We start from the raw sequence: 26,498 nt of genomic DNA on the forward strand, positions 1-26,498 counted from the left end.
GCGGCCGGGACACGCACTGACACGTCATTCTTCGACCAGGTACGGCCAATCTCGTCCCGCACCCGGCAATAGACCCGGGACACGCGGGACACCGGCCCCAGAACGCCCGGGACACCTGGTCCGGGACGCCCCTCCAGGCCCGCCCGCGGTGCGCCGCAGGGCGGCGGGACGGGTTTTGATTTCCGTCGCTCCCCGGGCATTCCCGCCTCGGGAATGCCCGGTGAACAATTGTTCTTCGGCGGCCGGTTATTGGAAGGAAAAGGCTCTCGGGTCAGACCCTCGGCGATCGCGGGAATGTCCTGGAATTCGCACCAGTGGCGGTCTGGGCGGCGGGGTCAGTCGGCGGCCACGGGGAGCAGGGCGTAGAGGGTCAGGCCCTGGTAGTCCGCTCCGCCGGACACCTCGAAGTTGCCTTGGAAGGTGAACTCGCCGTGCACGAAATTGAGCCCGTTCCAGGGGCGCTCGTCATTGCCGATGTTCACGTGGTAGGCCGTGCAACGTCCGATTTCTGGCTTCTCGTTCTTGGGAAGGCCGCCCTCGCAGACGGACCAGACCTCGAAGATGACGTTGTCGTGTTCGGCACCGCTCGTGTCGATGGCGGCGCCCTTCCCGTCGGTGATCTTGAGGTTCATGTTGAGGCCGACCTTGAGCCGCACCTTGCGGCCGATGTTGTTCTTCAGGAACGAGCCGAAGCCGGAGCTGCCCTCGCTCAGATCGGAGACCGACCCCTCGAACGACGGCCGGGAGGCGGCGGTCACCGTCGCGCCGGCGGCGGGGCGGCCGGTGGGCGGCCGGTCGCCGTTGTCGCCGTCCCCGCCGCCGAGGTAGCGGAAGGCGACCGCCGATCCCAGGATGACCAGGACGGTGGCCGAGGCACCGGCGATGACGCCTGCGCGGCGCAGCGGTCCCGTCCTCCTGTGGCCGTCCGGTACCAGTCCCTGCCGCACCGCTGTTCCCACGTCCGCCGGAACCGGCTGCGCTGCCAGCGCGGTGATGTGCTGGTAGGCGGAGTCATTGGCGAACCCATCCTGCAGGCCGCGTGGGGCGGCGGGACGGTCGCTGGTATCGGCTTTGGACGTTCGGGCAGGCGCCCCGCATGCCGCGGCCAGTTCTTGTGAGGTGGGCCGATCAGCGGGGTCCTTGGCCATCGCCGCCGCCAGCGGTGCCGCCAGCTCGGCGGGCAGCCCGGCCAGGTCGGGTTCGTCGTTGATGGTGCGCAGCAGCACCGCCTCGACCGGACCTGCCCCGAACGGCGGACGGCCGGTGGCGGCGTAGGCGATCGTCACCCCGAGGGAGAACACGTCGGCGGGCGGCCCGAACACCTGCTGGCGCAGCACCTCGGGCGCGACATAGCCGGGGGTGCCGTTCCAGCCCCCGGTGCGGGTGATCTGCGTCTGGTCCTCGCCCCGCGCGATCCCGAAGTCGATCAGTCTGGGGGCATCGGGGGCCAGCACCACATTGGAGGGCTTGACGTCGCGGTGCTCCACGCCCTGGGCGTGCACCTCGGCCAGGCCCGTGGCCAGCGCGGCCAGCAGCCGCACACAGGTGCCGGCGGGAGGCGGACCGAAGCGCTGCACGGCCTGGCGCAGCGTCGGGCCGGGCACATACTCGGTGGCCAGCCAGTACGGCTCCTCGTTGAGGCCGGAGGCGACCATCCCCGCCGCATACCTGCTGCGCACCCGCGCCACGGTCTGCGCCTCCCGCCGGAACCGCGCCAGCACCTGCGGATCGTCCAACCCCTCGCGCACGACCTTCAACGCGATGTGCCGGCCCCCTCCGGCCAGCGCCAGGTAGACCAGCCCCATCCCGCCCTCGCCCAGCCGGCCCAGCAGCGGATAGCCGCCGATCGAGGCCGGATCAGCCGGACGCAGCGGCTGCACGGTGCACCCCCGAGAACAACAAGATCATGGCGCGCATGATCGCAGTCCCGTCGTTCCCATGTCATCCCCGTTTCCTCGAACCGGCGATCGAAAGGCGCGTCGTGAACTGGAACACCTGGTGGCCATGGCACGGGCGTCTGACGCGGAGGAAGCTGTGCGCTTGACGACCTGCTCACCCTCCCCCTGGCCCTCCGCGACAAAGGCGTCTCCGTCCCCGCCGACATCGCCGCCAGGCTCACCATCAAGACCGGCGTGAGCAGGCCGGCCAGCTCGCGCCGCGCCGATCCCGCATTGATCATTAGTAGGGTTGTCCCTCGGTGGCCGGCCGGTGTGGCCGCTGCGGGACCGGCGTAAGAAGCCGCACGTCCGCCAGGAGAGCATCGCAGCGGAGGCGGCGACGAAGACGAACGCTGGCTGTTCACGGTTCACTTCCGCACAGGATCCGCCTACATGGCAGCCGGGTTGCCCGGCGAGGAGCACCTGCCCCGCGGACTGCCCGTCGACTCCCGACACGAAGCCCTCGACCGCGCAGGAGCCTTCACCTCACACCCCTCTCACACCGGTCGTCCGGGTGCCGGCAGGACTTGTCGTCCTCGTCGGCGCACCGGCCTCGGGCAAGACCAGCTTCGTCCGAGCGCTGATCGAGCGCCGGCAGATCGATGCGGAAGCCGTGGTGTCCAGCGACGAGATCCGCGCGGAACTCTTCGGTAGCCCGCCTGCGGAAACGGAATCCGACGCGGCGGACGCAGCGATCTTCGCGGAACGTGACCGCAGGATCGCCGCCAGGCTCGGCACGGGCCGCACCGCAGTCGCCGAGTCGACGAACGTCACACCGCAGGCACGCTTGCGGCTCATCGCCTTGGCCACGCGTTTCAACGCCCCGGTGACCGTACTGCGATTCGACCCGGACGTCACCGAACTCCTCCGGCAGTACACCGAGCGAGGCCGCACGGACCTCACCACCGCGCAGGTGCGCGCCTACGCCGCCGTCATGGCCCAAGATGCCGGGGCCGACCAGCTCCGCTCCGAAGGCGCAACCACCGTCCACGATGTTCCCGGACGTCGCCAAGGGAGCACGCCCGTTCAAGCCGCCGCGCTCTTCTCCTTCGCCTGACACCGGCCGCAGGACGTGTGGGCTCTCAGTTCTCACAGCCCCTTGCTTCCTTCGGGCAGATCCGGCCGCGCGGCCGGGGCCCGGGAGGTTCGCGTCCTCGACGTCATCGGGCATGGCGACGCAGGGCGCAGTAGGTCCGCAGGATCGCGGGGACGAGCGCGTACACGACCGTGGGTACGACCACGCCGGTCACCACGAGCGTTCGAATCGGCAATGAAAGTGAGCCCAGCAGGGGGCCCAACAGCAGCTGCGTGGTCATGATCATGAGGTAGACGGCCAGCCAGGTGAAGACGGCGCGCAGGTGGATCGATGGTGCCGTGACGGCGGGGCACGGGGGCCGGACAGATGGCATGGCGTCTCCTGGGTGCTCGGTAATTCCAACTCACGAGTTGGAGTTTGTCGCAGGAGAGCCGAAATTCCAACTCGCCAGTTGGGATCTGCTGTACGCTCAGGTCATGGCGTGGGACACCGCGAAGACCAAGCGGCTCATACTGGACGCCGCGGTCAGCGAGTTCGCCGCCTACGGGCCCGAGGCGGCCCGCATGGACCGGATCGCCGCCACGGCCGGGGTGAACAAGGAACGGATCTACTCCTACTTCGGCAACAAACGACAGATGTTCGCGATCGTGCTGACCACGGAACTGGAACGCCTGGCCATGGCCGTGCCGCTGGACGAGAAGGCGGCCGGCGACCTGGGCGAGTACGCCGGGCAGGTCTTCGACTACCACCGCGCGCATCCGCACTTCGTCCGGCTGCTGCACTGGGAGGGCCTGCACACCACCGAAGGCGAGCCGGTGGTGGCCGAGGAGGAGCGGACCGCGCACTACGCCGAGAAGATCGCAGCACTGGCCAGGACCCAGGAATCGGGGCGCCTGGACACCCGGCTCGCACCGCGGGAACTGCTGTACTCCGTCATCGTCCTGGCCGGCTGGTGGTTCGCCACCCCGCAACTCCGACGGATGCTGATGCCCGACCTCGACAACGACCCCGACGGCCAGCGCGCCGCGCTCGTCCGCCTCGTCCGCCATCTCAGCGGCGACGCGAAATGACGCCCACCGGGGCGGTGGTCAGGCGCCGGGAACGGCCAGGCCGCCGGCCCGGCAGGCGATGACACGCAGGTGCGCGCGCTCCGAGGATCCCGACGCTCTCCAGCCCACGCGTCGCAGCAATCAAGAACCTGAAACCGGAGACCTCGTGGCCAGCCTGCGGGCTGTCCCGTAACTGTTGGTCGTCACCGGGCGGCGGTGTGCAGGTCCCGGATGTACCAGTCGAACCGTGTGCCGTCCTTGCCGTGCGTCGGCTTGCTGGGGGTGAACCCTGCCCGCCGCGCGACTGCGGCGGATGCGGGATTCTCCGGCTCCACCTGGCCGTAGGCGACATTCACCTGGCCGGGCGCCAGACCTTCTCCTGAGAACCGCAAGTCGATCGTGCCCGCGAGCACCTCGTCAGCACCCATCCGGATACCGAACGCGCGCAGTGGCCCGGAGGTGTCCCACTGCTCCCGGCAGTGCCGGAAGTACGCTCTGATGCCCTCCCGCGTGCCGGGACCGCCGTTGAGCCAACGAACGAGCAACTCGTCCTCCCCCGCGAGGTGCGCCTCCGCATCGTCCAGGCGCAGGGGGGACAGAGTGACGATCCCGTCGGACTACTTCAGCTCATGCATCCGGTGATTCTCGACGCCAGAGCCGCGCCGCACCATCGGGTGACGCGTCCGCATCGCCGCTAGGCAGGCAGGGAAGTGGCCCCCGGGAAGTCCCGGGGGCCACAGGCGGAACGGCGACGGCCCGGCAGTCGGATCGACTACGGAGCCGGCGCTATCGGACGGGTGCGTCCCCCAACGCCCGGATGAGCGGAAGAACGCCCCGCGGCGGGCTGGGCACGAACAGGTCGACCCCCTCCCGCAGGTTGCGAACACCCACCTTGAAGGTCGGGATGCCCTCCTCGCGGCGCAGCCGGTCGAGCTCGCCCATGATCACCCTGTCGGGCGCGTCGCCCGCATCCATGATCACGGAGGGCTCGAACGGAACGCACTCCTTGAGGATCCGCCGGAGCGCGACCCTCTTGTCGAGTCCCGCGGGCGCGACCTTGACCACGCCGCGGTCCTGCATCAGCTTCAGATCCCCGGCGGCCGCGGTGACATCCGTGAGCTCGCGGACCAGCCGCTCGACCACCTTCCGATCGGTGCCCACCGGATAGCGGAGGACGAGCGAATGAGACCTGGCGTAGATGCACTCGGGGTTCAGACGGAGTTCCGTCACCAGCTCGTGCACCTTGTCGTAGACCAGGCTCAGCCCGGACGAGGGCGGCACCAGCTCGCGGTGGGTCTGCTTCTGCCAGTCCCAGTGCTCGCAGGCGAGCTGCCCCCAGACATGGCAGCCGGGGACGGCCAGGCCGATCTCACTGACCTGGTAGCACGGCCATCCCGTCAGAACCCCATTGACGGCGTACCGTTCCCCCATTCGGGGGAGCTCCCGACGAACGTCGGAGTCGAGCTGCGGCATTCCATTGAGCGGGGAGAGCTCCTGGGCCGCCCCGTTGAGGTCCCACAGCAGGACGGCACGCTCGGGGCACTCCATGAGAGCGTCCCAGCCTTCCCGTCCCTCATCCGTTCGGATGACGGAACGCACGTCTCCTCCCGTGTAGAGAGGAACATATTGTCGGATGCGCGAGTTCTCGCATGCCGAATCCATGGTTTTTCCCCATTCTTGTTTGCTTCGTGGCAACCCTTTTCTGCTTCGCCACGACTGAAACCGTCCGCCGTTCAGGACGAGGCGCAAGCGCCGCCGAGAGGGCGCCAGACAATGATCTTGATCGAGCCCCCCGAAGCCCTGGTCCATTAATCAATTACGGTTAGGAGATTGGAGATTAAAGCCCTGGTCGGCGCACCGGTCGCGGTTCTGGGGCCCCCACCCCTGACACCCGCCGAAATGGCCGGCACACGCCGTCGGTCCAGCTCGCCCGGGGAACGCCCCGAGCCCTCCATGAGTGAAGGGCGCTCGTCCACGCTGGTCAGCGGCAGGGCTCGGGCCTGCCGAGGACGGACCAGAGCATGCTGACGCCTCCGGTGAACCACTGGCTGTAGGACGGCCAGCACGCCGTCTCGATCGCCCGCTCCGCACGAGCTCGGCTGCACACCCACTCCGGTACCGAGTTCAGTGACTTGGGGACGCGGTCGAGGAATGGTTGTCCAAGGGCTCAAGGGACGTGACGCCCAAAAGCTCACCACCAACCGCATAGGTCGCGCACAACGTGGCGGAACCCGTCACGACGCCTCAAGGGAGGGCCGGGCGGCCGAGCAAGGCACTCAGCTCGCCCAGGCCACCGCCGTCCTGGAAAGGCCGAGTCGTCCCCACTGCACGCCTGCGTGGTGCTCAGAGCAAGCCTTATCTCGACACCGCCGCAGGCCGGAAGGCTTCCTTCGCCCCACCACAGCGCACCCCAGGAAAGATCGAGTCCGTTGCGATCTCCCACGAGTAACGCCCCGCTGCCATCGCCCCCGGGCCACGCTCGTCGTCGGCGTCGACACTGGACCAGATGGTTCCCGCTACGAAGCCGTTGCCTGTACGGCGACGGCGATCGGCTCGAGCCCCGCGATCAGCTCGTCGAGTTCGTCGACGCTGAGCACGTCGTACGCCTGCACCGCCAGCTCGTCGGTGAGGGCCTCGATCCGCTCCTTGATCTCTCGGCCGGCGTCGGTGAACCCGCCGGCGGCGTCCACGAGCCCACGGCCGCGCAGCCCGTCGACGACGGCGGCCAACTGCGCCTTGGGCAGATGGTGGATCCGGCCGAACTCCTCCGCCCTCATCCCGAGGGACAAAGCCATGAGGACGTGGGCTTCGGTGCCGCCGATGCCGTGGGCGACGAGGGCGATGTTGTGGCCGTCCCCGCGGTGCTCGCGCAGCAGCGTCGCCGCATGCCAGAGCCTGGCCACCGGCTCCTCGGGCACCTCAAGCGCTCGGAGCCCGGCGTACAGCGCCCGGCCCTCGGTCGGCGCGCTGACCGCGGCTCGGGTGGCCAGATCGGCGACCCGCACCAGACCGGCGGAGTCGGCGAGTTCCCCGATCCTCAGCCTCAGCGCGGCGGCGCTGCCCCGCTCGCGCACGGCGAGCGCCTCCTGCGGGGTGATCTTCCCCCAGACCCACGGGATGTGCCGCGCCACCTCGCCGTCGGCGAAGTTGTAGAAGACCGCGTGCACGACCTCGGCCGGTGCCAGGCCCAGCGGCGCGGCCCGGCCTGCGAAGTATCCATCCCAGTAGCTGCGCATGCCGAGGGCCAGGAACTCCTCGTTCGGCACCTCGGAGAAGGTGATGGCGCCGATCGGCTCGACGAGCTCGGACATCCGGTGGACCTTGGCCAGTGGGTGCGACATCGGTCAGCATCTCCCGTGATCGTGACGGCGCCCGTGTGGGCGGCCCTTCACTCTTGCTACGAACAACGCGGCCCTGATCCGACATCGCCTCCCGGATTTCCTGAGGACCCGTGCGGTTCCACGCCCCGGCGGTTGAAGTGACGTGGCCGATGGGGTCTGTGCCGCTGACCGGCAGCCGCCATCCCCTCACTCACCCGCCACCCAGCACCGAGGACGGCAGCCGGCGGTGGCGGTGTCGATGTCGTACTGCCCGCGCGGCCGCCCCGTACCTCAGGTCCGCGGACCGGCCTCCAGCAGAACGGCGAGCTCACCGAACCCGCGCACGACCAGGTCACTTTCCACGTCGTCCGCTCGGTCGGCGGTGACAGAGGGCCCCTTCTCCAGCGGACGCTCCAGGAACGCGGTGGCGAGCCCGGCCTCCCTGGCGCCGTCGATGTCCCACTTGTGCGCGGCGACCATCAGCACCTCCGCCGGGTCGACGTCCAGCAGCCGCACGGCGGTCAGGTACGCCTCCGGCTCGGGCTTGTACGTGCGGGCGAGCTCTGCCGACAAGATGCAGTCGAACGGCAGCCCCGCCCCCTTGACCAGGTTCGTCAGCAGGGCGAACCCGCCGTTGGACAGCGCCGCCACCACGTACCTCTCCCGCAGCCCGGCCAGGCCGTCCACCGAGTCCTCCCACGCGGGCAGGCGATGCCAGGCCCGGACGAGCCGCCGCCGCGCGCCCTCGTCGAAAGCGTCCGCGACACCGCGCAGCTCCAGCAGCTCGTCGAGCGACTCCCGGTGCAGCGTGTCGAGGTACACCCACTCCCGCTCACCTCCGCTGACCCGCTGCATCGACGGCAGGTACCGCTCGCGCCAATCGTCGGCGAAGGCCCCGCCCTCCAACGCGACACCGCGCTCCGCAGCGATCGCCGCCACCTGTCTGGCGACCCCCGTCCGCCAGTCAACGGTCGTCCCGAAGATGTCGCAGGCCACTACCCGGATCGCTCCAACGTCGAAGCCCACTGGTACCTCCTTCGCCCAGGAGCGCCCGGTCGGTGCCCCACCTCAGTCCTAACACGCCTGTCCTGGGCGGCAGGCTTCTACCAGAAGTAGAACTGAGCCCCTGCGCGAAAAGGCAACTCAGCCCGAATTCACAGAGCCTCCCGGTCATGGCGTCGATCCACGACAGCGACCCGAACACTTGAGCCAAACGCACCCGGCGAGCACGATCCGAAGAACCATGCTCGTCCGGCGGCGCGCTCGCGGACGACGCCGGCGAGGTCGAGCCGCCGGAGTGCTTGAGGTCAGCAACATCAACGCCCCCGCGATCAGCGCCTCCCTGCGGATGGGCTTCGCCTTCTGCGGGCTGGACACCGGGCTCCACGGCGGCACCGAGTCGGCCGGCGAGCAAGCACGAGCACCGCCAGGACGCGGACGCGCGAGCTTTGGCGCGGGACGGGCGGACCAGATGTAGTCCGACTCAAGGCAGCCGACGAAAAAGGTTGTTGCCGAGCTCGCGGCCCCGCCCCCAGACCACCAGCAGGTCGTTGCAGTTGCCGCGCCGGGTGGCCTACCGAGGTCCGCATGGCTGACGACGGCCACCCACCACTACCGGCAGGGCCGCGATTACCGGTTCAGTCATGTGCTGCCGGTGTTAGGGAAGCGTTCCAGAAATCGGCGTAGCGGCCGGCGCGGCGGAGGAGCTCGTCGTGGCGTCCTTCTTCCACGATCCGGCCGCCGTCGAGAAAGGCGATGCGGTCGGCGCGTTGGACGGTTCGCATCCGGTGCGCGACCATCACGACCGTCCGGTCGGCCATCAGGCGTTCGATGCCGTCGTGGACAGCTGCCTCGTTCACCGGGTCCAGTGCGGAGGTGACCTCGTCCAGGAGCACGATGGGCGCGTTCTTCAGCAGGGCCCGCGCGATCGAGACGCGCTGGCGTTCACCGCCGGACAGCAGCGTGCCGCCCTCGCCGACATGTGCCGCCCAGCCGCCGGGCAGCCGCTCGATCACCTCGTCCAGCCGCGCGGCGCTCGCCGCCGCCCGTACCTCGGCTTCGGAGGCGTCGGGGCGGCCGAGCCGCACGTTCTCCTCGATCGTGCCGTCGAAGAGGAAGACGTCCTGGAAGACGATGGAGATCTGCGCCATCAACGCCTCGGTGCCGATGGCGCGCACGTCCACGCCGCCCACGCGCACCGCGCCCGCGTCCACGTCGTAGAACCGCGCGAGCAGTTGCAGGAGGGTGCTTTTGCCCGCGCCTGAGGGACCGACCACGGCGAGCCGGTGTCCCTCGGGCACGGACAACGACAGATCGTCGAACACCGTGCGGTCGCCATGCTGGAAGGCGACGGACTCCAGTTCCAAGCCATGGCCCACCGGCTGGATCGGTTCCGGTGCTTCCGGCAGCGGCTCGGTGTGCAGGACCGCGTCGAGTCTGGCCAGTTCGGAGCGCGCGCTTCGGAGTTTGCCGCCGATGTCGGCCAACGACAGCAGGGGATCGGCGCAGCGGGCGGCCAGCACCAGGATCGCCAGCACCTCTGCCGCGCCGATGGCCCCGCCGAGCGCGAGGTAAGTGCCCAGCACCAGCAGCACGGTGAACATCGCCTGCACCACGAGCGTCAAGCCGATCATGCCGGGCAACACCGACAGCACGGTACGGCGGGACGCGCGCTGAAGTTCCCGAAGCGAGTCGTCGAGCAACGCGAAGCGTTGGGCGCTCCGGCCGCCCGCGCGCAGCACCGGTTGAGCCTGGAGGTATTCGATGACCCGCCCGGTGGCCTCGGTGTCACGTTCGTGGCGGTCGGCGTCGCCCGCGGCCATCGAACGGCCGGTCCAGATCTGGATCGCCGCCACGAGCGGTACGGCGACCAGCGCGGCCAGCCCCAGCTGCCAGTTGAAGGCGAGCATCACGACGACGATCGTGGCGGGGGTGGCGAGGGCGGAGATGTAGGGTCCCAGCAGATGCGCGATCACGCCCATCGTCTGCAACACGCCCTGGCCGGCCAGGACGGACACCTCTCCGACTCGGCCGGTGCTGTACCAGCCGAGGGGCAGCCGGGCCAGGTGGTCGCCGAGACGGTGGTACATGCCGCGCAACAGCGTGGTTCCGGCGCGGAAGCCGAACAGGTCACTGACATAGCGCAGCACCGCGTAGACCGTGACCGCGCCTCCGAACGCGATCAGCCAGGGCAGCGCGTCTTCGGGGTCGCTGCCGAACAGGGCCCGCAGCACGGGAACCAGCAAGGCGTAGGACAAACCCTCGACGATCGCGGTGATCGTCATCAGGGCCACGGTGCGACGCACTGGCCGGGCGTGATCGTGGCCCAGGACGCGCAGCAGCATGCGGATCATCGGTACTCCTTGGATTGCCAGAAGGCGGCGAACTTTCCGCTCTCCGCCAGAAGGTCGGCGGGCCTGCCCTGTTCGACGATCGACCCGTGGTCCAGCAGAACGGCGGTGTGGGCGTCGGCGACCGTCTCCAGGCGGTGGGCGATGACCAGGATCGTGCGATCGCCCTCCAGCGCCGCCAATGCCTGCCGTACCGCCTGCTCGGTCTGCGGGTCGGCGAAGGCGGTCGCCTCGTCCAGTACCAGGACGGGCGTGTCGGCGAGCAGGGCGCGGGCGAGTGCGATCCGCTGCGTCTCGCCGCCCGACAGCCCGGCCTCCTGCCCGAGCACCGTGTCGTAGCCGTGCGGTAGTTCGAGAATCCGATCGTGGATGTTCGCCATCCGGGCTGCGTGCATCACCTCGTCGAGGTCGGCATGCGGTACGGCCAGCGCGATGTTGTCCGCAACCGAAGCGCGCAGTAGGCGCACGTCCTGGAAGACGAAGGAGACCATCCGGTAGAGGTCATGACTGCTGAGCTCGCGCAGATCGACGCCGCCCAGGGTGACCGAACCGTGAGTCGGGTCGAAGAAGCGCGGCAGCAACTGGACCAGCGTGGACTTGCCGCTGCCCGAGGGCCCGACGATCGCGGTGACCGTGCCCGGTTCGAGGACCAGGTCGATCCCGCGCAGTACCTCGCGATCGTCTTGATAGCCGAAGCGGACGCCACGCAGTTCCAGCCGGTGGCCCTGCGGCGGGATCGGGTGCGCGGGCTCCGGCAGCGGCGCCACCTCGAGCACGTTCCGGATCCTGCCGATCGCGCGCCTGGCGGTCTGCAGGTCGTCGAAGCTGTGGGCGATGAGGGCTTCCACCGGAGCGGTCAGGCCCAGTCCCAGCAGCAGGAAGGGCAGCAGGTCGGCCGGGGGCAGGCCACCGGTCGTGATCAGGGCGGTGCCGCCGATCAGGACGACCAGCAGCACGAACGGCGGAGACAGCACCGTTTGCATTCCGGCGGCGATCACGGAGAGGCCGCGAACGAAGCGGTAGAAGACGCCGACGAAATCGTCGGTGGCCGTGCGGAACCTGCGGTGGGCGCGCCCGGCGGCGCCGAACGCCTTGACCACCGAGATGCCCTGGACGAACTCGACGGCGGAACTGGCGATCTGCGCCATGGCCGCATCGAACTGCTTCTCCTCGCGCAGCCGGGCCGGGGTCATCATCAGCGGGACGTGCGCCACTGCCAGCGTCACCGGGATCAGCGTGATCAACGTGAGCCGCCAGTCGATGGTGAACAGGTAGACCAGCGAGATCAGTGGCACCACGAACGCGGCGATGAGCTCGCCGGGGGCGTGGGCGATGAACGGGTGCACGGCGCTGACGTCCTCGCCCACCACCTTGGTCAGCTCGCCGGTCCGGCGCCGGGAGAACCAGCCGATCGGCACGCGTCCCAGCCGCGCGGCCAGTCGCCGGCGAAGGGCCAGTTGGACCCGGCCGTCAAGGAGGTGTCCGATTCCAGATGATGCGGCCGTGAACAGCAGCCGGACGAACAGACCGGCCGCGCCGGCGATCGCGACGAACCAGGCATGGTCGTGATCGATCGGGCCGGGCGCCAGCAGGCTGCGCCCCAGTTCGGCGACCGCCAGCAGCGGTGCCAGGCCCGCGACGGCGCCGATCACCTGCAGGACGACAACGGCGGCGAAGCTCCATCGGTAGGGGCGCAGCAGCCCCGCCACGGACCGTCCCACCGTGTCATCGGCGTCCGGGGAGGGTGGGGGCTGCTCCCTCGTCGGCGCCAAGTCGGTCGTGGTCATCGCTCTCCTGTCCTGGTGAACCCTCGTCAGCCGGACGACGACATCGCCGGCCCGCCCCTCCCCTGCCGGCATGCTCGTCGGCTTGGCGAAAGGGACTCTCCCCGGCCCGATCAGCCGAACATCGCCACGCGGTAGAAGGCCGTGAGCGCGTCGTCGATGGGGTGGGGCTGCGGCCTGCCCGAGGAGTCGAGCCCGTTCCACCTCTGCAGGTTCACCGCGACCGACATCTGCCGCCCGCCGTCCCCACTGATCATGGACAGCGCTCCAGACCCCCAGGTCGTGCCGCCGTGCCCCCAGAAGGTGCCGCCGCCGGTCACCTCCATCGGATACAGGCCGAGGCCGTACTCGATCACCTTGCCCTCCTGGGAGATGACCGGGACGGTGCGTTGCATCTGCGCCAGCGACGACGGGTTGACGATCTCGCCGGCGAGCAGCAGGCCGAAGAAGCGGTTGAGATCGGCCACGGTCGAGATCAGCGAGGCCGACGGCCCCGCGTAGGACATGTCGAAGACGCTGTAGTCGCGCGGCGGGTCGATCATGCCGAAGAACGCCTCGTAGGCCTGCGAGTGCGGTCCGTTGATCTGCGGGCCGTCCGGGAATTCGGTGCCTTGGAGCCTGGCGCGCTCGATGACGTTCTGGGTGATGTACTTCTCGGCCGCAACACCGGTCACCTGTTCCAGAAGTTGACCGAGGAGCAGGTAGTTGGTGTTGGAATACAGCCCCGGAGTGCCGCCAGGGGCGCCGACCGCGGGTGCGGTGACCCCCATCTCGATCAGTTCGGTGGAGTCGAACCGGGTGAGCCGGTGGTCGTCCAGGCTCCGCGGCCTGCACTCTGCGAGATCGGGGAACGCCTCAAGGGAGGGATAGGCGTAGGGGAGGTACTCCGCCAGGCCGCTGGTGTGGTTGATCAGCATCCGGACTGTGATCGCGTCACCGCGTTCTCCGGGAACCAGTTTCGGCAGGTAGCGGCCGATCGGCTCGTCGAGCCCGATCTGGCCGCTGTCGACCAGTTGCAGGACCGCGGCGGCGGTGAAGGTCTTGGTGATGCTGCCGATCCGGTGCCGCATGTCGGCGGTGACGGGGCGGCCGGTCGCGAGGTCGGCGGCCCCGGCGGCGCCGCGCCAGAACTGGTCACCGTCGCGCACCTCGGCGAACAGGCCCGGCATCCCGGCGCGGTGGACGTTCTCGATGGCGGTGCTCAGCTTTGCGGGATCCAGCGGGTTCCTCACGACATACGCCCTTTCGCCTTCTTCGGGATGAGCTCCGCATCGGTCTGACCGCTCGCGGAACACGTCAGCCGACCGCTGCCCGGCCGTCCGGGACGCTCATGCACTCATTATGCACGCAGTGCGTGCAACGGCAAGTGCAACAGCAAGTGCATAGGCTAGGCTGAGGCCTGGCGAGAGGAGCAAGATGGCGGGTCGAAGGCGCTGGTCGACCGAGGAGATCCTGGACGCGGCGGCGGAACTGCTGCGCACGAGCGACGCCGAGTCGTTTAGCGTGCGCAAGCTCGCCGCGGTGCTCGGCACCGATTCCTCCAGCCTCTACCGGCACTTCCGCAGCAAGACCGAACTGCTGCGCGCGGTCGCCGACCGGTTCCTCCTGACCGCCATGGACGGCTACCGGCCCGAAGGCGACTGGAAGCAACGCATCATGACCCTCGCCCTGCGCGTGAGAGAGGCCTTCGGCCGGCACCCCCAGCTCGCCGCGGTCTGGGGACGCTACGCCTCAGGCGGCACCGGTTCCCGGATGATCACGGAAGAGATGCTGCAGGCTCTGCGCGCGTCGGGACTGCCTGACGAGGAGATCCCGGCGAGCTGCCACCGGATCGCGGTCCTCGTCGCCGCGTTGATCACCTCCGAGGCCGGGGTCAGCGCCCTCACCCCCGAAGAGTACGAACAGGGCATGGAGCTGTTCCGCGTCACGGTGCTCGGCGCCGACCCCGAACGCTTCCCGGCTCTGGCTCACTTCGCCCGCGACATCCGCCCTCTCGGGGTGGACCGCCACGCGGCATTCGAAGAGATCCTCGCCGTCCAGCTCGCCCACATAGAGGCCGCGATCTGCCCGAACCAGCAGACCGGCTCGGAAGCGTCGGCAAACGATCGCGATTGACAACATGTCCCGGCGGCATCAGGCGGCCAGATCCCGGGCGGTGAAGTCACCCCCTTGAGTCCGCCAGGCGACCGTGGGCCGCACGGTTGGTGAGCCGGTCTGCAGAGCCGATGCTGGCGCCCCTTCCGCTTCCGGGCCTAGAGCTTCAGCTGATCGTTGAGGACCTGCCGGGCCTGCCGGCCGATACCGGTGATCGCAGAAAGCTCCCGCTGGTCTGGACGTGTGACGGTCGAGGACCGTGGGTGGCCCGTGAGGTCAGCCGTGCTGGAATCTCATAGGCGCTGAGATGGTTGGAGTGAGTGTGAAGAAGATCGGCTTTCTCTCGTTCGGCCACTGGAGTGACGGCGCGGGCTCGCGGACCCGGTCGGCGGCGGACGCACTGCTGCAGTCGATCGACCTCGCCGTGGCCGCGGAGGAACTGGGTGCCGACGGCGCCTACTTCCGAGTGCACCACTTCGCCAGGCAGCTGGCCTCTCCCCTTCCGCTGCTGTCCGCGATCGGCGCGAAGACCTCGCGTATCGAGATCGGCACCGGGGTGATCGACATGCGTTACGAGAACCCGATGTACTTCGCCGAGAACGCCGGGGCCGCCGACCTGATCTCCGGTGGGCGGCTGCAACTCGGCATCAGCAGAGGATCACCGGAACAGGTCATCGACGGGTGGCGGTACTTCGGGTACGAACCGTCCGAGGGCGACACCGATGCCGACATGGCACGCAAGCACACCGAGGTACTGCTCACGGTGCTGGAGGGCAGAGGCTTCGCCCAGCCGAATCCGCGACCGATGTTCCCCAACCCACCCGGGCTGCTGCGTATCGAGCCGCATTCCGAGGGGCTGCGCGACCGCATCTGGTGGGGCTCGGGCTCCAACGCCACCAGTGTGTGGGCGGCCGAGCTTGGAATGAACCTGCAAAGCTCCACGCTCAAGGACGATGAGACCGGTGAGCCGCTGCACGTCCAGCAGCGCAAGCAGATCGAGGCCTACCGGCAGGCGTGGAAGGACGCCGGACACCAACGCCGGCCGCGCGTGTCGGTCAGCCGCAGCATCTTCGCGCTGACCAGCGATCTGGACCGCGCCTACTTCGGCCGGAACGCCGACTCAGGCGACCACATCGGAATGATCGACGAGAACACCAGGGCCATCTTCGGGCGCTCGTACGCGGCCGAACCGGACGTGCTGGTCAAGCAACTCGCCAACGACGAGGCCATCCAGGCCGCGGACACGCTGCTGCTCACGGTCCCCAACCAGCTCGGTGTGGACTACAACGCACACGTCCTGGAGAACATCCTGACTCACGTGGCACCCGAACTCGGCTGGCGCTGAGGGCACAGCCAGCCCCGTCCATCGCGGCCGTAGGGCAGGCGGAAGAACGGCTCGGGTTCTAGCGGCTACCAGCACCCCATGCTCCGCGGACCGCCGCTTGCGCTGATGCTTCACCCCACTTCACACTGCGTGCCAGTTAGGGCCACCGAACTGAGCCGTTACTCCCAAGACGGATCCGCAGACCTGGCCCTGGACTAGGCCGTTCGTCCATTCAGGCAGGCCGCGGGTCCCTCATGCAGGCCCTTGCGCCCGGCAAGCCACTCCACCAGGTTTCCGGGAATTCGCACGTTGGCAGCGTCTCGGCGGGGAGCACAGGAGGCCGGCCCAGGTGTCGGCCGAACGCGCGGGTGCCGGGCGGATGCCAGCGGATGTACATCCTCGAATCGGTGCTGCCGCGGCACGCCGGTACGAGAACGATGCCCTGCCACCCAGCTGGGCCCGTTGCCCGGACGGAGTACCGCATGCAAGGCTGAATCGTCCTCACAAGAATCTCTTCCGCCTCCACCCCGCGCCCTTTCGGACTGGACGGCGACGACCACGAGCACGGCTCGAGGAACCGGGTCGCGCCGAGCTCCCCTGCCGAAACGGCCAACAAAAGGGACACAAGTGACTAATCGCGCACGGGGGACGGCCGCCTGGCATGGCCGCATCGAGCATGTCCGCGGCGCCGGCCTAAATCCCGACACCGCACAGACCTCGGGAATGCGAAGGTACGAGGCGATCTCGGGCAGGAGCGTGGGCTCGGAACGGCTCTGGATGGGCCGTACCCACGTCGGGCCCGCGACCAGCTCCGGCGACCACCACCACGGCGAGGCGGAAACGGCGATCTACATCGTCTCCGGCCGCCCGGTCTTCGTCTTCGCCGAAGGCGCCGAGGAGGTCCGCGTCGAAACCGAGCCTGGCGACTACATCTTCGTCCCGCCCTATGTCCCGCACCGTGAGGAGAACCCCTCCCCCGACGAGGAGGCAGTCGTGGTCATCGCCCGCAGCACGCAGGAGGGAATCGTGGTCAACCTTCCCAGCCTGTGGGCGAACGTCGAGCGTCCCACGGACCCCTGACAGCCATGAAGACCGACGAGCACGGGCTGGCAATCGGGGCGTGCAGCCGCACCGCACTTGAACACTACGACAACGCCATCCATGAACTGCTGCACTTCCGCCCGGAGGTCGACGCCGAAGCGAAGCGGGCACTCGAAGCAGATCCCGACTTCCTGCTGGGCAACGTCCTGTCGGCGTACCTCGAACTGCTGAGCACCGAGCCCGACAACGCGCGGGCCGCGGCGGAGCGGTTCCGGCGCTTCCGGTCGCGCGTGGACGGCTCCGGGCTCCTCCCCCGGGAGCGGGCACACGTCGCGGCGCTCGAACGCCTGCTGGAGGGCGACTTCCCCGGCTGCGGCCGCTTGCTCGGCAAGATCAGCGAAGAGTACCCGCGCGACGTCCTCGCGCTGTTCGTCGGCCATCAGATCGACTACTTCACCGGGGACGCCCGCGCGTTGCGCGACCGGGTCGGCGGTGCACTGACGGCATGGAGCGAGACCGACCGGCATTTCGGTCCCCTGCTCGGCATGTACGCCTTCGGGTTGGAGGAGGCGGGGCACTACGACCGATCGGAAGAGGTCGGCCTGCGCGCGGTCGAGCTCGACCCCAAGGACGTGTGGGCCATCCACGCGGTCGTCCACACCTACGAGATGCAAGGCCGATTCCGGCGAGGAATCGCCTACATGGACGAACGTGTGACCGACTGGTCGACCGGCACGTTCTTCAACGTGCACGCATGGTGGCACTACGCGCTCTACGCGCTGGAGGCCGGAGACGCGGACCGGGCACTGGAGATCTACGACGCCGTACTCCAAGGCCCGGACTCGACTGGCACCGCGATGGAACTGCTGGACGCCGCCGCCCTGCTCTGGCGCCTGTTTCTCGAAGGCGATGACCAGACCGCGAGGTGGAACGCCTTGGCCGACGCCTGGGCGTCCAAGGCCCGGGAGCCTTTCTACGCGTTCAATGACATGCACGCGGTGATGTCCTTCGTGGGCGCCGGCCGCTTCAGCGACGCCGACCGGCTGATCGCCGACCGCGAGGCTTACCTGGCCGCCCCCCTGCCCGACGTCACCAACCAGGCGATGACCGCACGCGTCGGCCTTCCGATCTGCCGCGCCCTGGTGGCCTTCGGCCGCGGCGACCACACCACCGCCGTCGACCTCCTCGCCCCCATCAGGCACCACGTCAACGAATTCGGCGGCAGCCACGCGCAGCGCGACGCGATGCAGAAGACCCTGCTGGAGGCCGCCCTCCGCTCCGGCCGCCTCGATCTGGCCCGTGTCCTGGTCAGCGAGCGGATCAGCGTACGACCGTCCAGCCCGTTCAACTGGCTCAAGTACGCCGACGTGGCCGAAGCCCTCGGCGACGCGGCCACCGCGACCACCGCCCGATCGCACGCGGCGAAACTGCGCCGGCCCTGAGCATCCGAAAAGCGTGGATGTGTTGGCGTGGTGGCCAGGTAACGGCGGCCAAGGTCGGCGACCCCGCCATCCTCCAGGCCGCACGCGGGCTCGTCGCCAGCAGCAGTACCGCCGGCACGACGACAAGGCCCGCCCTATCTCGACCATCCGGCGGCTGCCGGGCAGCACCGAGCCCGCCTGGACGTTCCGCAGGTACCGAAGGCCCAATATTCGCAGCACGGCCAGCGCCTTCTAGCGGTCGGGCGCCCACCGGCGGCACCACGGCAGCCTGAGGACGGTGGACAGGAGGCCAGTGCAGTTGCGGGCGTACCGCGAGATGGCCACAAGGGTGCTGAGCGAGCAGGGGATCATGGCAAAGCTCGTCGGTGACGACGACACCAAGCCCGAGCCCGCCGCTGCCACTACCAACGACAACGACGCCTCATCGGCCACTGGATGCGGCTGGAGTGCCAGGAACCCGTCGGACCGACCCCGGCGACCACGAGTCGGAGGGGAAGGTTCACCGAACGCAACAATTGTTAACGCCAAACCCCTTCCCGAAAGTGGTTCGGATCCCACAGTATGTCCAAGATCGACTACGGGTGAGCCGGGCGCCGGAGGGGGTAGCGGATGAGCGAGCAGGACGGTCGCGCATGGCTGGAGGACGTTCTCGCCGCCAAGCGGGAGCGGGGCCGGCCGGCGTTGATCGGCTATCTGCCGATCGGCCATCCCAGCGTGCCGGGCTCGATCGAGGCCATGTTCGCCATGGTCGAGGCCGGTGTCGACATCGTCGAGATCGGCCTCCCCCACCATGATCCGGTCATGGACGGACCTGTGATCAGGCAGGCCACCGAGAACGCGCTGCGGGGCGGGACCCGGATCGCCGACCTGTTCACCGCCGTGACGGCCCTCGCCTCCGCGGCGGTCCCCGTGGTCTGCATGACGTACTGGGACCCCGTGGAGCAGTACGGGGCCGAGCGGTTCGCGCGCGACCTCGCCATCGCGGGAGGCTGCGGGGTGATCGTCCCGGATCTGCCCGGCGGCAAGGCGCCGGAATGGACGGCGAGCACCGACGCGCACGGGCTCGCCCGGATCCTCGTCGTCCCCCCGGACGCTTCCGGCGAGCGGATCTCCCGCATCGCCTCGGCCTGCACCGGCTTCGTCTACGCGGCGGGCCGTCTCGGTCTCACCGGCTCCGGCGAGGTGGACGTCGACCAGGCGAAGGACCTCGTCGACCGGGTGCGCCGGGTCACGACCACCGCTGTCTGCGTAGGCTTCGGCATCTCCACCCCGACCCACGCCGCTGGAATCGCGACCTCCGCCGACGGCGTCATCGTCGGCACCGCCCTCGTCGAGTGCCTCGCCGCCCCGTCGCTCGAGGCCGGGCTCACCCGCCTGACCACCCTGATCGGCTCCCTCGCCGCCTCCCTCCACACCCCGGCCCGCCCCCTTCGGACCACCGCCTGCGTCCCGGCCGCCCGCGATGGCAGCATCCGCGCCTTCAGCCACGGTGGAGCCCCCGACACCATCACCAGCACCGGCGGACTCACCGGGAGTGTCTAATGTCCCCCACGATGATCGTCGGTTCGGAGCTGAGGCGTGCCACGAAGAGATCCCGCCAGAACGCTTTATGTCGCTTCATCTGCCGGATGATCTGCTGTTTGCCTAGTCGGGACCGAGATCAACTCGGCTTCTTGGCGGCAACTGAATCACTCGGCTTGCACTGTTGACCTGACCCTAAGGGCAGCCCTGGCGGGTGGATGGGTGGGACCGGATCGCGCCGTGGCCGTTTGACCTGTTCGGCTCTGGCGCCACCGTTGATCACCCCGCTGTCTCGGATTGACGGCGGCAGATCGCGGAGGGGCGGCAGGCAGCCTCGCCGGATACGTCGAATCATCCCGGTTCAACGATTACCCCGTGGTGGGTCCGGTCCAGATTTCCCCACCACTGATCGGCGAAGTTCTGAGACCGAACGCGTCCAGGTGCCTTGAGCCGGATCGCCGCACAGCGCGCAGCCGCCTGAGCCGGGCCCAGACCGCGCGAGTCACAGGGCGGTGGCCGCCGCGGTGCGCTGCTGTCACTTTTCTCCTGGGCCGTGGGGGTGCCGCCTCATTGTGTGGATGGCCCCCCGCTGGCTCCCCCCGGAAGAGGCCCCAATGCGCTCCGCTCCCGCCGTCATTGTCGTCCCCGCTTCCGCGGCCTGGCCGTCGCCGCCGCGACGCCGATCGCCCTCGCCGTGCCCCTCGGCGGCACCGGCCGCGCCGACGGCTCCCGCCGTCCTGCCGCCGCCCGGCCCCGACACCGTACAGAAGCGCGACGGCGACAGCGTCCAGACCAACAGCCAGTGCCAGGCCGTCTCCGGCACCTGGACCAGTCCCTATGACGGGGCGACCTGGACCCAGCGCGACGATCTGGACATCGACCACATGGTCCCGCTCGCCCAAGCCTGGCGCTCAGGTACCAACGCCTGGACCACCGCCGGCCGCCGCCAGTTCGCCAACGACCTGGAGAGCCCGCAGCCGTGGACGGGCACCAACAACGTCAACCAGGCCAAGGGCGACAAGGACCCCGGCCTGCGGAAGCCGCCGCTGGTCTCCTTCCACTGCACCTACGCCCGCTCCTGGACCGACGTGAAGTACCGGTACCAGCTCAGCGTCGACCAGGCCGAGCGGACCGCACTGCAGAACATGCTCGCCACCTGCTGAGTTCCGCAGAACGCAGGCGACTCCCCCAGGCTTCTCCTGCGAGGGCCCGGTCACCGGGATGCCGAGCCTCCCGCCTGCCGCGCCCGGTGGCCACCGCCCGGCATCCGGCCGCTTTCTGCCGGGCGGTGGCCACCTACCTCACCAGGCGTAGCGCGCTAGAGAACGAGGCCCGTCAGGGAACCCGACGGTGCGGCCGACCTCGAAGACGCTGGATCGGCCGGCCTGACCGCCCGATGGCCCCGGCCCGAGCACCTCGAAGGGGGCGCAGCGGCCGACCGGGCGTGAGCGGGGCTCTCGGTTTGCGGGTTGCCGACTCACTCGCTCGATGTCGGCTCGGTTCGCCAGCGGGCACGCAGTACCCCGTCGGTGTCGGGCAGCACCGCGGCAAACAGCGGGTGACGGTCATCCACGGTCAGGGGAATCACCGCCGCGGCGCGCGCATGGACCAGTAGCGCGACCAGCTCGGCGAACTGTTCCTCGTCACCGATTCGGCTGGTGATGTGTCCTGTGGGGTCCTGCCAGAGGAGTTCGATCAAACCGTCCTCGGGGAACGCGGCCACAACCGCCTCTAGGTCGGTGGACAGGTCCGGCCACACGGTCAGCCGGGCGCGCGGGGTAAGCCGGGCACGTACCTGGTCGATGTCGGCGCAGGTGAGGCGATGCCACCGGGAGGCGTTGCCGACGTAGCACTCCTGCAGGAGCAGCGCCCCTTCCCGTAAGAGCTCCAGAGACACGGCGGCCCAGAAGTCATCGTCAGCGAGGCGCTGTTCGCCGGACTCTGGTTCCGGTTCGTAGGGGGATGCGCCGATTCGTTCAGGGAACAGTCCCAGTTCGCGGGCGAGAGCCTGCGCCCGTTCACACGGCACGACACTCCCCACATACACATACTGGTCGTACCCGACGTGGACGAAGAACCGGTCTTCGACCTCCAGCCGACACCAGGCGCCGTTGTCGCGCAGCATGGCCCGGACCAGTTCCAGCCCGACGGTCACCGGCACCTGCGCGCCGTCGTGATATCCCGATAGGTCGGGCGGGAACAGCCCAGCCAATCCGTATCCGTCGACCGGAGCCTCAAGCCCAAAATTCGCCAGGCCAGCCACCTCCGGTTCGCGGATGTCAAGACGCTCGACTCCGGCGTCGTGCGCGAAGGCGGCCACGGCCGCCAGATAGGCGGCCTCGACCGGCCCATGATCGCTCATCGAGTCCTCGCCGCCGACATAGTGACCACGCTCATCGCGGTCGGCAGGGTCGTACTTCGTAACCCGGTAGACATGCGGCAGCACCTCACCACCACCCCATCGCGGGACGAAAGGACAGCGACAGGACGGTGAGCTCAGCTGTTCGCATGGTCACCAACCAACCCTGTGACTTGCTCGCTCGACGGATCATGTAGGCACCGAGTAGCGAGCTCTCGGGGACGGTGACCACGTTGCTCTTCTGCGCATGCGGACGATACTGGAGAATCCGTAGGCTCCGAACAACCCGGTCGGCTACGTGTTGACTGATGGTTCGCCGGGCCCGGCAGGCCACCGCGGCCGTCACTGGTCAGCGGCGAGTTCAGCCTCGCGGCGGAAGCCGGCGCGCACGGCGGTGTGCAGGAGGTCGAAGTCGATGTGCACCCGCATGACCGTGGCGAGCGCGCCGGCAGCCGCTGCGAGCCCGGGACCTCGTCAAGAAGCCGTCTCAGGCCGAGCCGCTCCAGTTCTCCTTCCGACAGCGCCTGGCAGGCCCCGGTAGGTCGGTCACCAACCGCAGGAAGTCTTCCGTGCTTGGTTACCAGCCCGAGTGGATGTTGGAATCGACGTCTGAGCCGCGTGGTCGCCGACCACCGCCGGAGTCAGGCCCGCCGTCGTCGTGGTCTTGCCGCTCCCGCCATTCAAGACGCCCGGCCACTGATCGCGCAGGCGATGCGACGCGCCCGGCGCCTCACGCGAGAGGTGGGGCCGCTGAGGGGGTCGGGTCGGACTGACCTGGTTCGAGGAGGGATCCTGGCGCGCAGGGGCCCGCCGCGCGCGCTGGGCTGGACAGTGGCCGTGCACCCGCTATAGCTCACCGCTTCCGGTCGGAGGATGCTGGACCCTCCACCCCCACCCTCTCTTGACCCCAACCGAGCCCGCGTCCTTCTCTCTCCCGTTTCGCCCTCCCGGGGCGCCAAACGGCATGCGCGGTGCGGAGGCCGGTTCCGGTCGGGATGGTTGGTCGATCACGGCAACCGAGGTGATCGCCGGGGCGTCCTCACTGCAAAGCCGGAAACGGGGGAGGAGTTCATGTGCGGTTCGTGAGGCGTTTCGCGATTCCCATGGCGGCGGTGGCAGGGGTGGTGCTCGCCGGAGCACCGCCCGTCCTAGGAGCGGAGGCGGACTGGCGGAAGGTGCCGCACTCCAGCGCGGAGGGCACCCTCAAGGACGTCGCCGTGCTCGGCGGAAGCGACGCGTGGGCGGTCGGGGAGAAGCATCCGCCGTACGAGTCCGCCGATACGGTCGCCGAGCACTGGGACGGCACGTCCTGGAAGGAGGTGCCGGTTCCCGACACGCCGACGGGCGCGGGCAGCCTCGACGGTGTCAGCGCCGTGGCGTCCAACGACGTCTGGGCCGTCGGCGACAGCACCGGTCTCGGACCGGTGATCCGGCACTGGGACGGTGCCGTGTGGACGGCGGTCCAGCCCGCTGCGCCGCCCGACGGCGCGCATGTCGGGGCCGACCGGCTCAACGACATAGCGGCGGTCTCCAAGACGCTGGCATGGGCGGTCGGATCCTTCTCCGACCGGAGCACCCCCGGCCCGGTCACCCTGGTCGAACGCTGGGACGGGACGAAGTGGTCGCGGGTGACCTCCCCGAGCCCGGGTCGTCTCAGCAACACCCTTCAAGGCGTCGCCTCCCTCTCGGCGACGAACGCGTGGGCGGTCGGGTGGTACCTCAGCGACGCGGGCAACAATGTCGCGCTCGTCCTGCACTGGGACGGCCGCGCCTGGACCAGGAGCCCGGTGACCCTCCCGTCGGGCAACACTGAACTGCAGAGCGTCACCGCCGTGTCCGCCAAGAATGTGTGGGCGGTCGGCAGCCATGAGGGCAGGCCGCTGGTGATGCACTGGAACGGCACTCGCTGGCGCGTCCTCCCGGAGCCCGCGCTGACCGAGTCGTGGCTGAGCGCCGCTGCTCCGGACGGCAGAGGCGGGGTCTGGGTCGGCGGTTACCGCATGACGGACGGCGGGGTGACGAGCAGACCGCTGTTCCTGCACTGGAACGGCACCGCCTGGACCACCGGGACCAGCGAGGAGACCGAGGGGACCGTCGAGGGACTCACCCGCGTGGGCACCTCGATCTGGGCCGTCGGGACGACCTCGCCCTGCATCTGCTTCGTCGCACCACCACTGGTCGAGGTCAACGGCGCTGTCCCGCAGTGACGCCGCGCAGCCGAGGCTGCCGCCGGCGCCGGGCCCGCGGGTGTGAACGCCCTCGCCGACGGCGGTCCTGCCACCGGACGTCGACCCGATCACCGCGTCCTCGGGCGCGGCGTGGCGGAGGTGGCGGCCGCCGTACGTTATCCACGGTTTGACCTGGTGATGTCTGAGTTCATGCAGGTCAGATCGTGCATGAGATCGCTGCATCGTGCTGTAGTGGTCCTCGGGGTCAGCGCAGCGCGGCGAGTTCGGTGACCCAGTGGTCGGGGGCGCCCAGGAAGAGGTTGGTGGGTCCTTGGCCATTCGCGATGTTCAGGGTGTCGAGCCGGTAGGTCCACTCGCCGCCGTGTGTTCCGGCGAACCGGTAGTTGATCTGCCAGCGGAGCCAGTCTCCAGGTGTAAGGCGCACTGCCGGAGGCCGACGCCACCTGCGCGGCATGCCAAAGGGCGTCACGGTGAGTTGGACGCGGAGCAGGCCGTTGTCCTCGCGAAGGAGCACGCCGGAGTCTGAACTGGTGTCGGGCAGGCCTTTGTGGGCCGAGGCGTGAGGCTGGAAGTCATCGTGTTCGTTCATGAGGACCTGGTGGACGAATGGCGGTCGCATGGGCGGTAGCGCAAACGCGGTCGGTGCGGCGTTTCGGCTTGTGGCGCGGGGCTCGCCGCGAGACTGCTTTGTCCACGAGGTCCGGACCCATTGAACAACTGCTTCCATGAGTTGATCTTCCAGGAGGGAGTTACCTGGCGCCAGCGGATTTCGGCTGGTCAGTGAGCCGCCCCTGAGCCGGCGCCCCGCTCCCCTACGCGCCCGGCTCCGACGTCCAAGCCGCCCTCACCGCCCTGGGCCGCCGACCCCACCGCCCAAACGCCGCCAAGTGGACGTCAGCGGCCTCTATCTCCGCCACGCCCGCCTAGCCGCCCTAGATCTCAGCCACATGGATATGGCGGATGCGAACCTGTCGCGGACCTGGTGAACGCCTACCTGAGGAACACGATCGAGCACGCCAAAGAAATGCGGTTTTCTGGTACCGCCGCAGGTCAAGCCCAATCCCAGTGGCCAGCACAATGCACTTGAAGGAAGATCGAGTCTGTTGCGATCTCCCACGATTAACACTCCTGGCTTGCCCACGGGTCTAGTACGGCAGCCCGGGATCGTTATGCAGACGCCAGTTGATGGCCGGTGTGGCCTCGTCGCTGGTAGTGGCTCTGTCGGGCGCGGGCCGGCGTCCCCGTGGGTGATCACGGTTCGATTGGTTCGATCGGATCTCCGGGTGCCCAGGGGACGAAGGATATCTGGGCGCTGTCGTATTCGCCCAGGGTCAGGTTGTCGTCACACTGGATCAGGCTGATGAGGCAGGAGTGGTGCGTCCATGCCAGCCTCCGCCAGTCGTAGAGCGAGGGCCTCTCGGCCAGGGGTGTGCCGATCTCCATGCCGATCAGCTGTGAGAATCGCTCGAAGGTCATGTTGAACGCTGCCCGCCGGGCCCGAGGATGGCGCACAAAGGCGGGGCCAAAGTAGTCGTCGTGGGGGTCTGCGGTCCCATCGGCCGGGGCGGGTTCGTGGTGTTCTCGGCCGAACGGTGGCCAGAACACCGCGAATATCAGGCAGAGGTCAGTGACCTGGTCGTCCTGGATGCTCGTATGCAGAATGCGACCGCCGCCCAGATCGAGGAGAACCCTGTGGGATCTCTTGTGGTCACCGTGCGGCCAACAATTCTCGTGGTCGCGCCAACCGGGCCAGCCCAGGTTGCGCAGCGCCTCCTCCAGTTCATCGGCGTAGGGAAGCGCCGCGCCGAGGTCGAGCAGACCCTGGATCAACGCTACGTCCGCCGCGATCGCCTTCAGACTCATCGATCCTCCTGTGAGAACGTGAGGTTCACGATGATCACGCTATTCCGGCAGATTGGGATCACTATGTCGGTTGATCCGTGGTGACCGCGGGACGAGGGGCTGGTCGGCGTGCCTGCAGGTGCCAGGACGGCCGCCGCGTGATCATGCACTGTTCGTGAGGACAAGCGGAAACCATGCGGCAGCCGCTGG

Annotated in this window: 22 protein-coding genes; 10 read left to right on the forward strand and 12 right to left on the reverse strand. The window is 68.9% G+C overall.

All coding sequences use genetic code 11. The features are described from left to right. Positions 1 to 335 precede the first annotated feature (335 nt). Positions 336 to 1,880: a serine/threonine-protein kinase gene (locus tag BJ999_RS25390; protein ID WP_179835614.1), complete on the reverse strand. Its 1,545-nt coding sequence runs from the start codon at positions 1,878 to 1,880 to the stop codon at positions 336 to 338. A gap of 571 nt (positions 1,881 to 2,451) precedes the next feature. On the opposite strand from BJ999_RS25390, the gene BJ999_RS25395 reads away from it, so the two are divergent. Then, positions 2,452 to 2,994 (forward strand): ATP-binding protein, encoded by a 543-nt coding sequence (locus BJ999_RS25395; RefSeq protein WP_179835615.1) that lies wholly within the window; start codon positions 2,452 to 2,454, stop codon positions 2,992 to 2,994. Between the two features lie 103 nt (positions 2,995 to 3,097). Here the strand turns inward: BJ999_RS25395 and BJ999_RS25400 are convergent, their stop codons facing one another. After that, positions 3,098 to 3,346, reverse strand: a complete 249-nt coding sequence (locus tag BJ999_RS25400; RefSeq protein ID WP_179835616.1) for a hypothetical protein — start codon at positions 3,344 to 3,346, stop codon at positions 3,098 to 3,100. A gap of 103 nt (positions 3,347 to 3,449) precedes the next feature. Between BJ999_RS25400 and BJ999_RS25405 the strand changes: the two genes are divergently transcribed. Further along, positions 3,450 to 4,043, forward strand: a complete 594-nt coding sequence (locus BJ999_RS25405; protein WP_179835617.1) for a TetR/AcrR family transcriptional regulator — start codon at positions 3,450 to 3,452, stop codon at positions 4,041 to 4,043. A gap of 182 nt (positions 4,044 to 4,225) precedes the next feature. Here BJ999_RS25405 and BJ999_RS25410 read toward each other — a convergent pair whose 3' ends face one another. The 4 genes from BJ999_RS25410 to BJ999_RS25425 form a co-directional block, all read right to left on the reverse strand. Beyond that, on the reverse strand, positions 4,226 to 4,567 hold the full coding sequence (locus BJ999_RS25410) for a GNAT family N-acetyltransferase (RefSeq protein WP_218935219.1): 342 nt from the start codon (positions 4,565 to 4,567) through the stop codon (positions 4,226 to 4,228). Positions 4,568 to 4,808: 241 nt separating this feature from the next. Then, complete coding sequence (locus BJ999_RS25415) at positions 4,809 to 5,621, reverse strand: hypothetical protein (RefSeq protein ID WP_179835618.1); 813 nt, start codon at positions 5,619 to 5,621, stop codon at positions 4,809 to 4,811. 917 nt (positions 5,622 to 6,538) lie between these two features. Next, on the reverse strand, positions 6,539 to 7,363 hold the full coding sequence (locus BJ999_RS25420; protein ID WP_179835619.1) for an SCO6745 family protein: 825 nt from the start codon (positions 7,361 to 7,363) through the stop codon (positions 6,539 to 6,541). Positions 7,364 to 7,633: 270 nt separating this feature from the next. Next, positions 7,634 to 8,368, reverse strand: coding sequence for a haloacid dehalogenase type II (locus tag BJ999_RS25425; protein WP_179835620.1), 735 nt, complete (start codon positions 8,366 to 8,368; stop codon positions 7,634 to 7,636). Between the two features lie 271 nt (positions 8,369 to 8,639). Between BJ999_RS25425 and BJ999_RS25430 the strand changes: the two genes are divergently transcribed. Beyond that, positions 8,640 to 8,819 (forward strand): hypothetical protein, encoded by a 180-nt coding sequence (locus BJ999_RS25430; RefSeq protein WP_179831325.1) that lies wholly within the window; start codon positions 8,640 to 8,642, stop codon positions 8,817 to 8,819. A gap of 160 nt (positions 8,820 to 8,979) precedes the next feature. On the opposite strand, the gene BJ999_RS25435 is transcribed toward BJ999_RS25430, so the two are convergent. The 3 genes from BJ999_RS25435 to BJ999_RS25445 all read right to left on the reverse strand — a co-directional run bounded on the left by BJ999_RS25435 (position 8,980) and on the right by BJ999_RS25445 (position 13,708). Further along, positions 8,980 to 10,695 carry an ABC transporter ATP-binding protein gene (locus BJ999_RS25435; RefSeq protein WP_179835621.1) on the reverse strand — a complete coding sequence of 572 codons (1,716 nt, stop codon included), beginning with the start codon at positions 10,693 to 10,695 and terminating at the stop codon, positions 8,980 to 8,982. Next, positions 10,692 to 12,479 (reverse strand): ABC transporter ATP-binding protein, encoded by a 1,788-nt coding sequence (locus tag BJ999_RS25440; protein WP_179835622.1) that lies wholly within the window; start codon positions 12,477 to 12,479, stop codon positions 10,692 to 10,694. Before BJ999_RS25440 ends, BJ999_RS25435 begins: the two co-directional genes overlap by 4 nt. Positions 12,480 to 12,589: 110 nt before the next feature. Then, positions 12,590 to 13,708 (reverse strand): serine hydrolase domain-containing protein, encoded by a 1,119-nt coding sequence (locus tag BJ999_RS25445; protein ID WP_179835623.1) that lies wholly within the window; start codon positions 13,706 to 13,708, stop codon positions 12,590 to 12,592. A gap of 184 nt (positions 13,709 to 13,892) precedes the next feature. On the opposite strand from BJ999_RS25445, the gene BJ999_RS25450 reads away from it, so the two are divergent. The 6 genes from BJ999_RS25450 (at position 13,893) to BJ999_RS25475 (ending at position 21,061) form a co-directional block, all read left to right on the forward strand. Beyond that, positions 13,893 to 14,591, forward strand: coding sequence for a TetR/AcrR family transcriptional regulator (locus BJ999_RS25450; RefSeq protein WP_179835624.1), 699 nt, complete (start codon positions 13,893 to 13,895; stop codon positions 14,589 to 14,591). Between the two features lie 295 nt (positions 14,592 to 14,886). After that, positions 14,887 to 15,915: an LLM class flavin-dependent oxidoreductase gene (locus BJ999_RS25455; protein ID WP_229810361.1), complete on the forward strand. Its 1,029-nt coding sequence runs from the start codon at positions 14,887 to 14,889 to the stop codon at positions 15,913 to 15,915. Between the two features lie 702 nt (positions 15,916 to 16,617). After that, positions 16,618 to 16,974, forward strand: a complete 357-nt coding sequence (locus BJ999_RS25460; protein WP_229810360.1) for a cupin domain-containing protein — start codon at positions 16,618 to 16,620, stop codon at positions 16,972 to 16,974. A 5-nt stretch (positions 16,975 to 16,979) separates the two neighbouring features. After that, on the forward strand, positions 16,980 to 18,377 hold the full coding sequence (locus BJ999_RS25465; protein ID WP_179835626.1) for a tetratricopeptide repeat protein: 1,398 nt from the start codon (positions 16,980 to 16,982) through the stop codon (positions 18,375 to 18,377). Between the two features lie 609 nt (positions 18,378 to 18,986). Next, positions 18,987 to 19,919, forward strand: a complete 933-nt coding sequence (trpA, locus tag BJ999_RS25470; protein WP_179835627.1) for a tryptophan synthase subunit alpha — start codon at positions 18,987 to 18,989, stop codon at positions 19,917 to 19,919. 593 nt (positions 19,920 to 20,512) lie between these two features. Further along, entirely contained in the window at positions 20,513 to 21,061 is a 549-nt protein-coding gene (locus BJ999_RS25475) for an HNH endonuclease (protein ID WP_179835628.1), read from the forward strand. 314 nt (positions 21,062 to 21,375) lie between these two features. Here the strand turns inward: BJ999_RS25475 and BJ999_RS25480 are convergent, their stop codons facing one another. Beyond that, complete coding sequence (locus BJ999_RS25480; protein ID WP_179835629.1) at positions 21,376 to 22,344, reverse strand: RNA-binding protein; 969 nt, start codon at positions 22,342 to 22,344, stop codon at positions 21,376 to 21,378. Positions 22,345 to 23,330: 986 nt separating this feature from the next. On the opposite strand from BJ999_RS25480, the gene BJ999_RS25485 reads away from it, so the two are divergent. Beyond that, positions 23,331 to 24,464 carry a hypothetical protein gene (locus BJ999_RS25485; RefSeq protein WP_179835630.1) on the forward strand — a complete coding sequence of 378 codons (1,134 nt, stop codon included), beginning with the start codon at positions 23,331 to 23,333 and terminating at the stop codon, positions 24,462 to 24,464. Positions 24,465 to 24,690: 226 nt separating this feature from the next. On the opposite strand, the gene BJ999_RS25490 is transcribed toward BJ999_RS25485, so the two are convergent. Both BJ999_RS25490 and BJ999_RS25495 read right to left on the reverse strand, forming a co-directional pair. Beyond that, entirely contained in the window at positions 24,691 to 25,035 is a 345-nt protein-coding gene (locus BJ999_RS25490; RefSeq protein WP_218935221.1) for a hypothetical protein, read from the reverse strand. 662 nt (positions 25,036 to 25,697) lie between these two features. Next, positions 25,698 to 26,309 carry a hypothetical protein gene (locus BJ999_RS25495; RefSeq protein WP_179835632.1) on the reverse strand — a complete coding sequence of 204 codons (612 nt, stop codon included), beginning with the start codon at positions 26,307 to 26,309 and terminating at the stop codon, positions 25,698 to 25,700. Positions 26,310 to 26,498: the final 189 nt, after the last annotated feature.

It is taken from the genome of Actinomadura citrea (assembly GCF_013409045.1).
Classification (GTDB): Bacteria; Actinomycetota; Actinomycetes; order Streptosporangiales; family Streptosporangiaceae; genus Spirillospora; species Spirillospora citrea.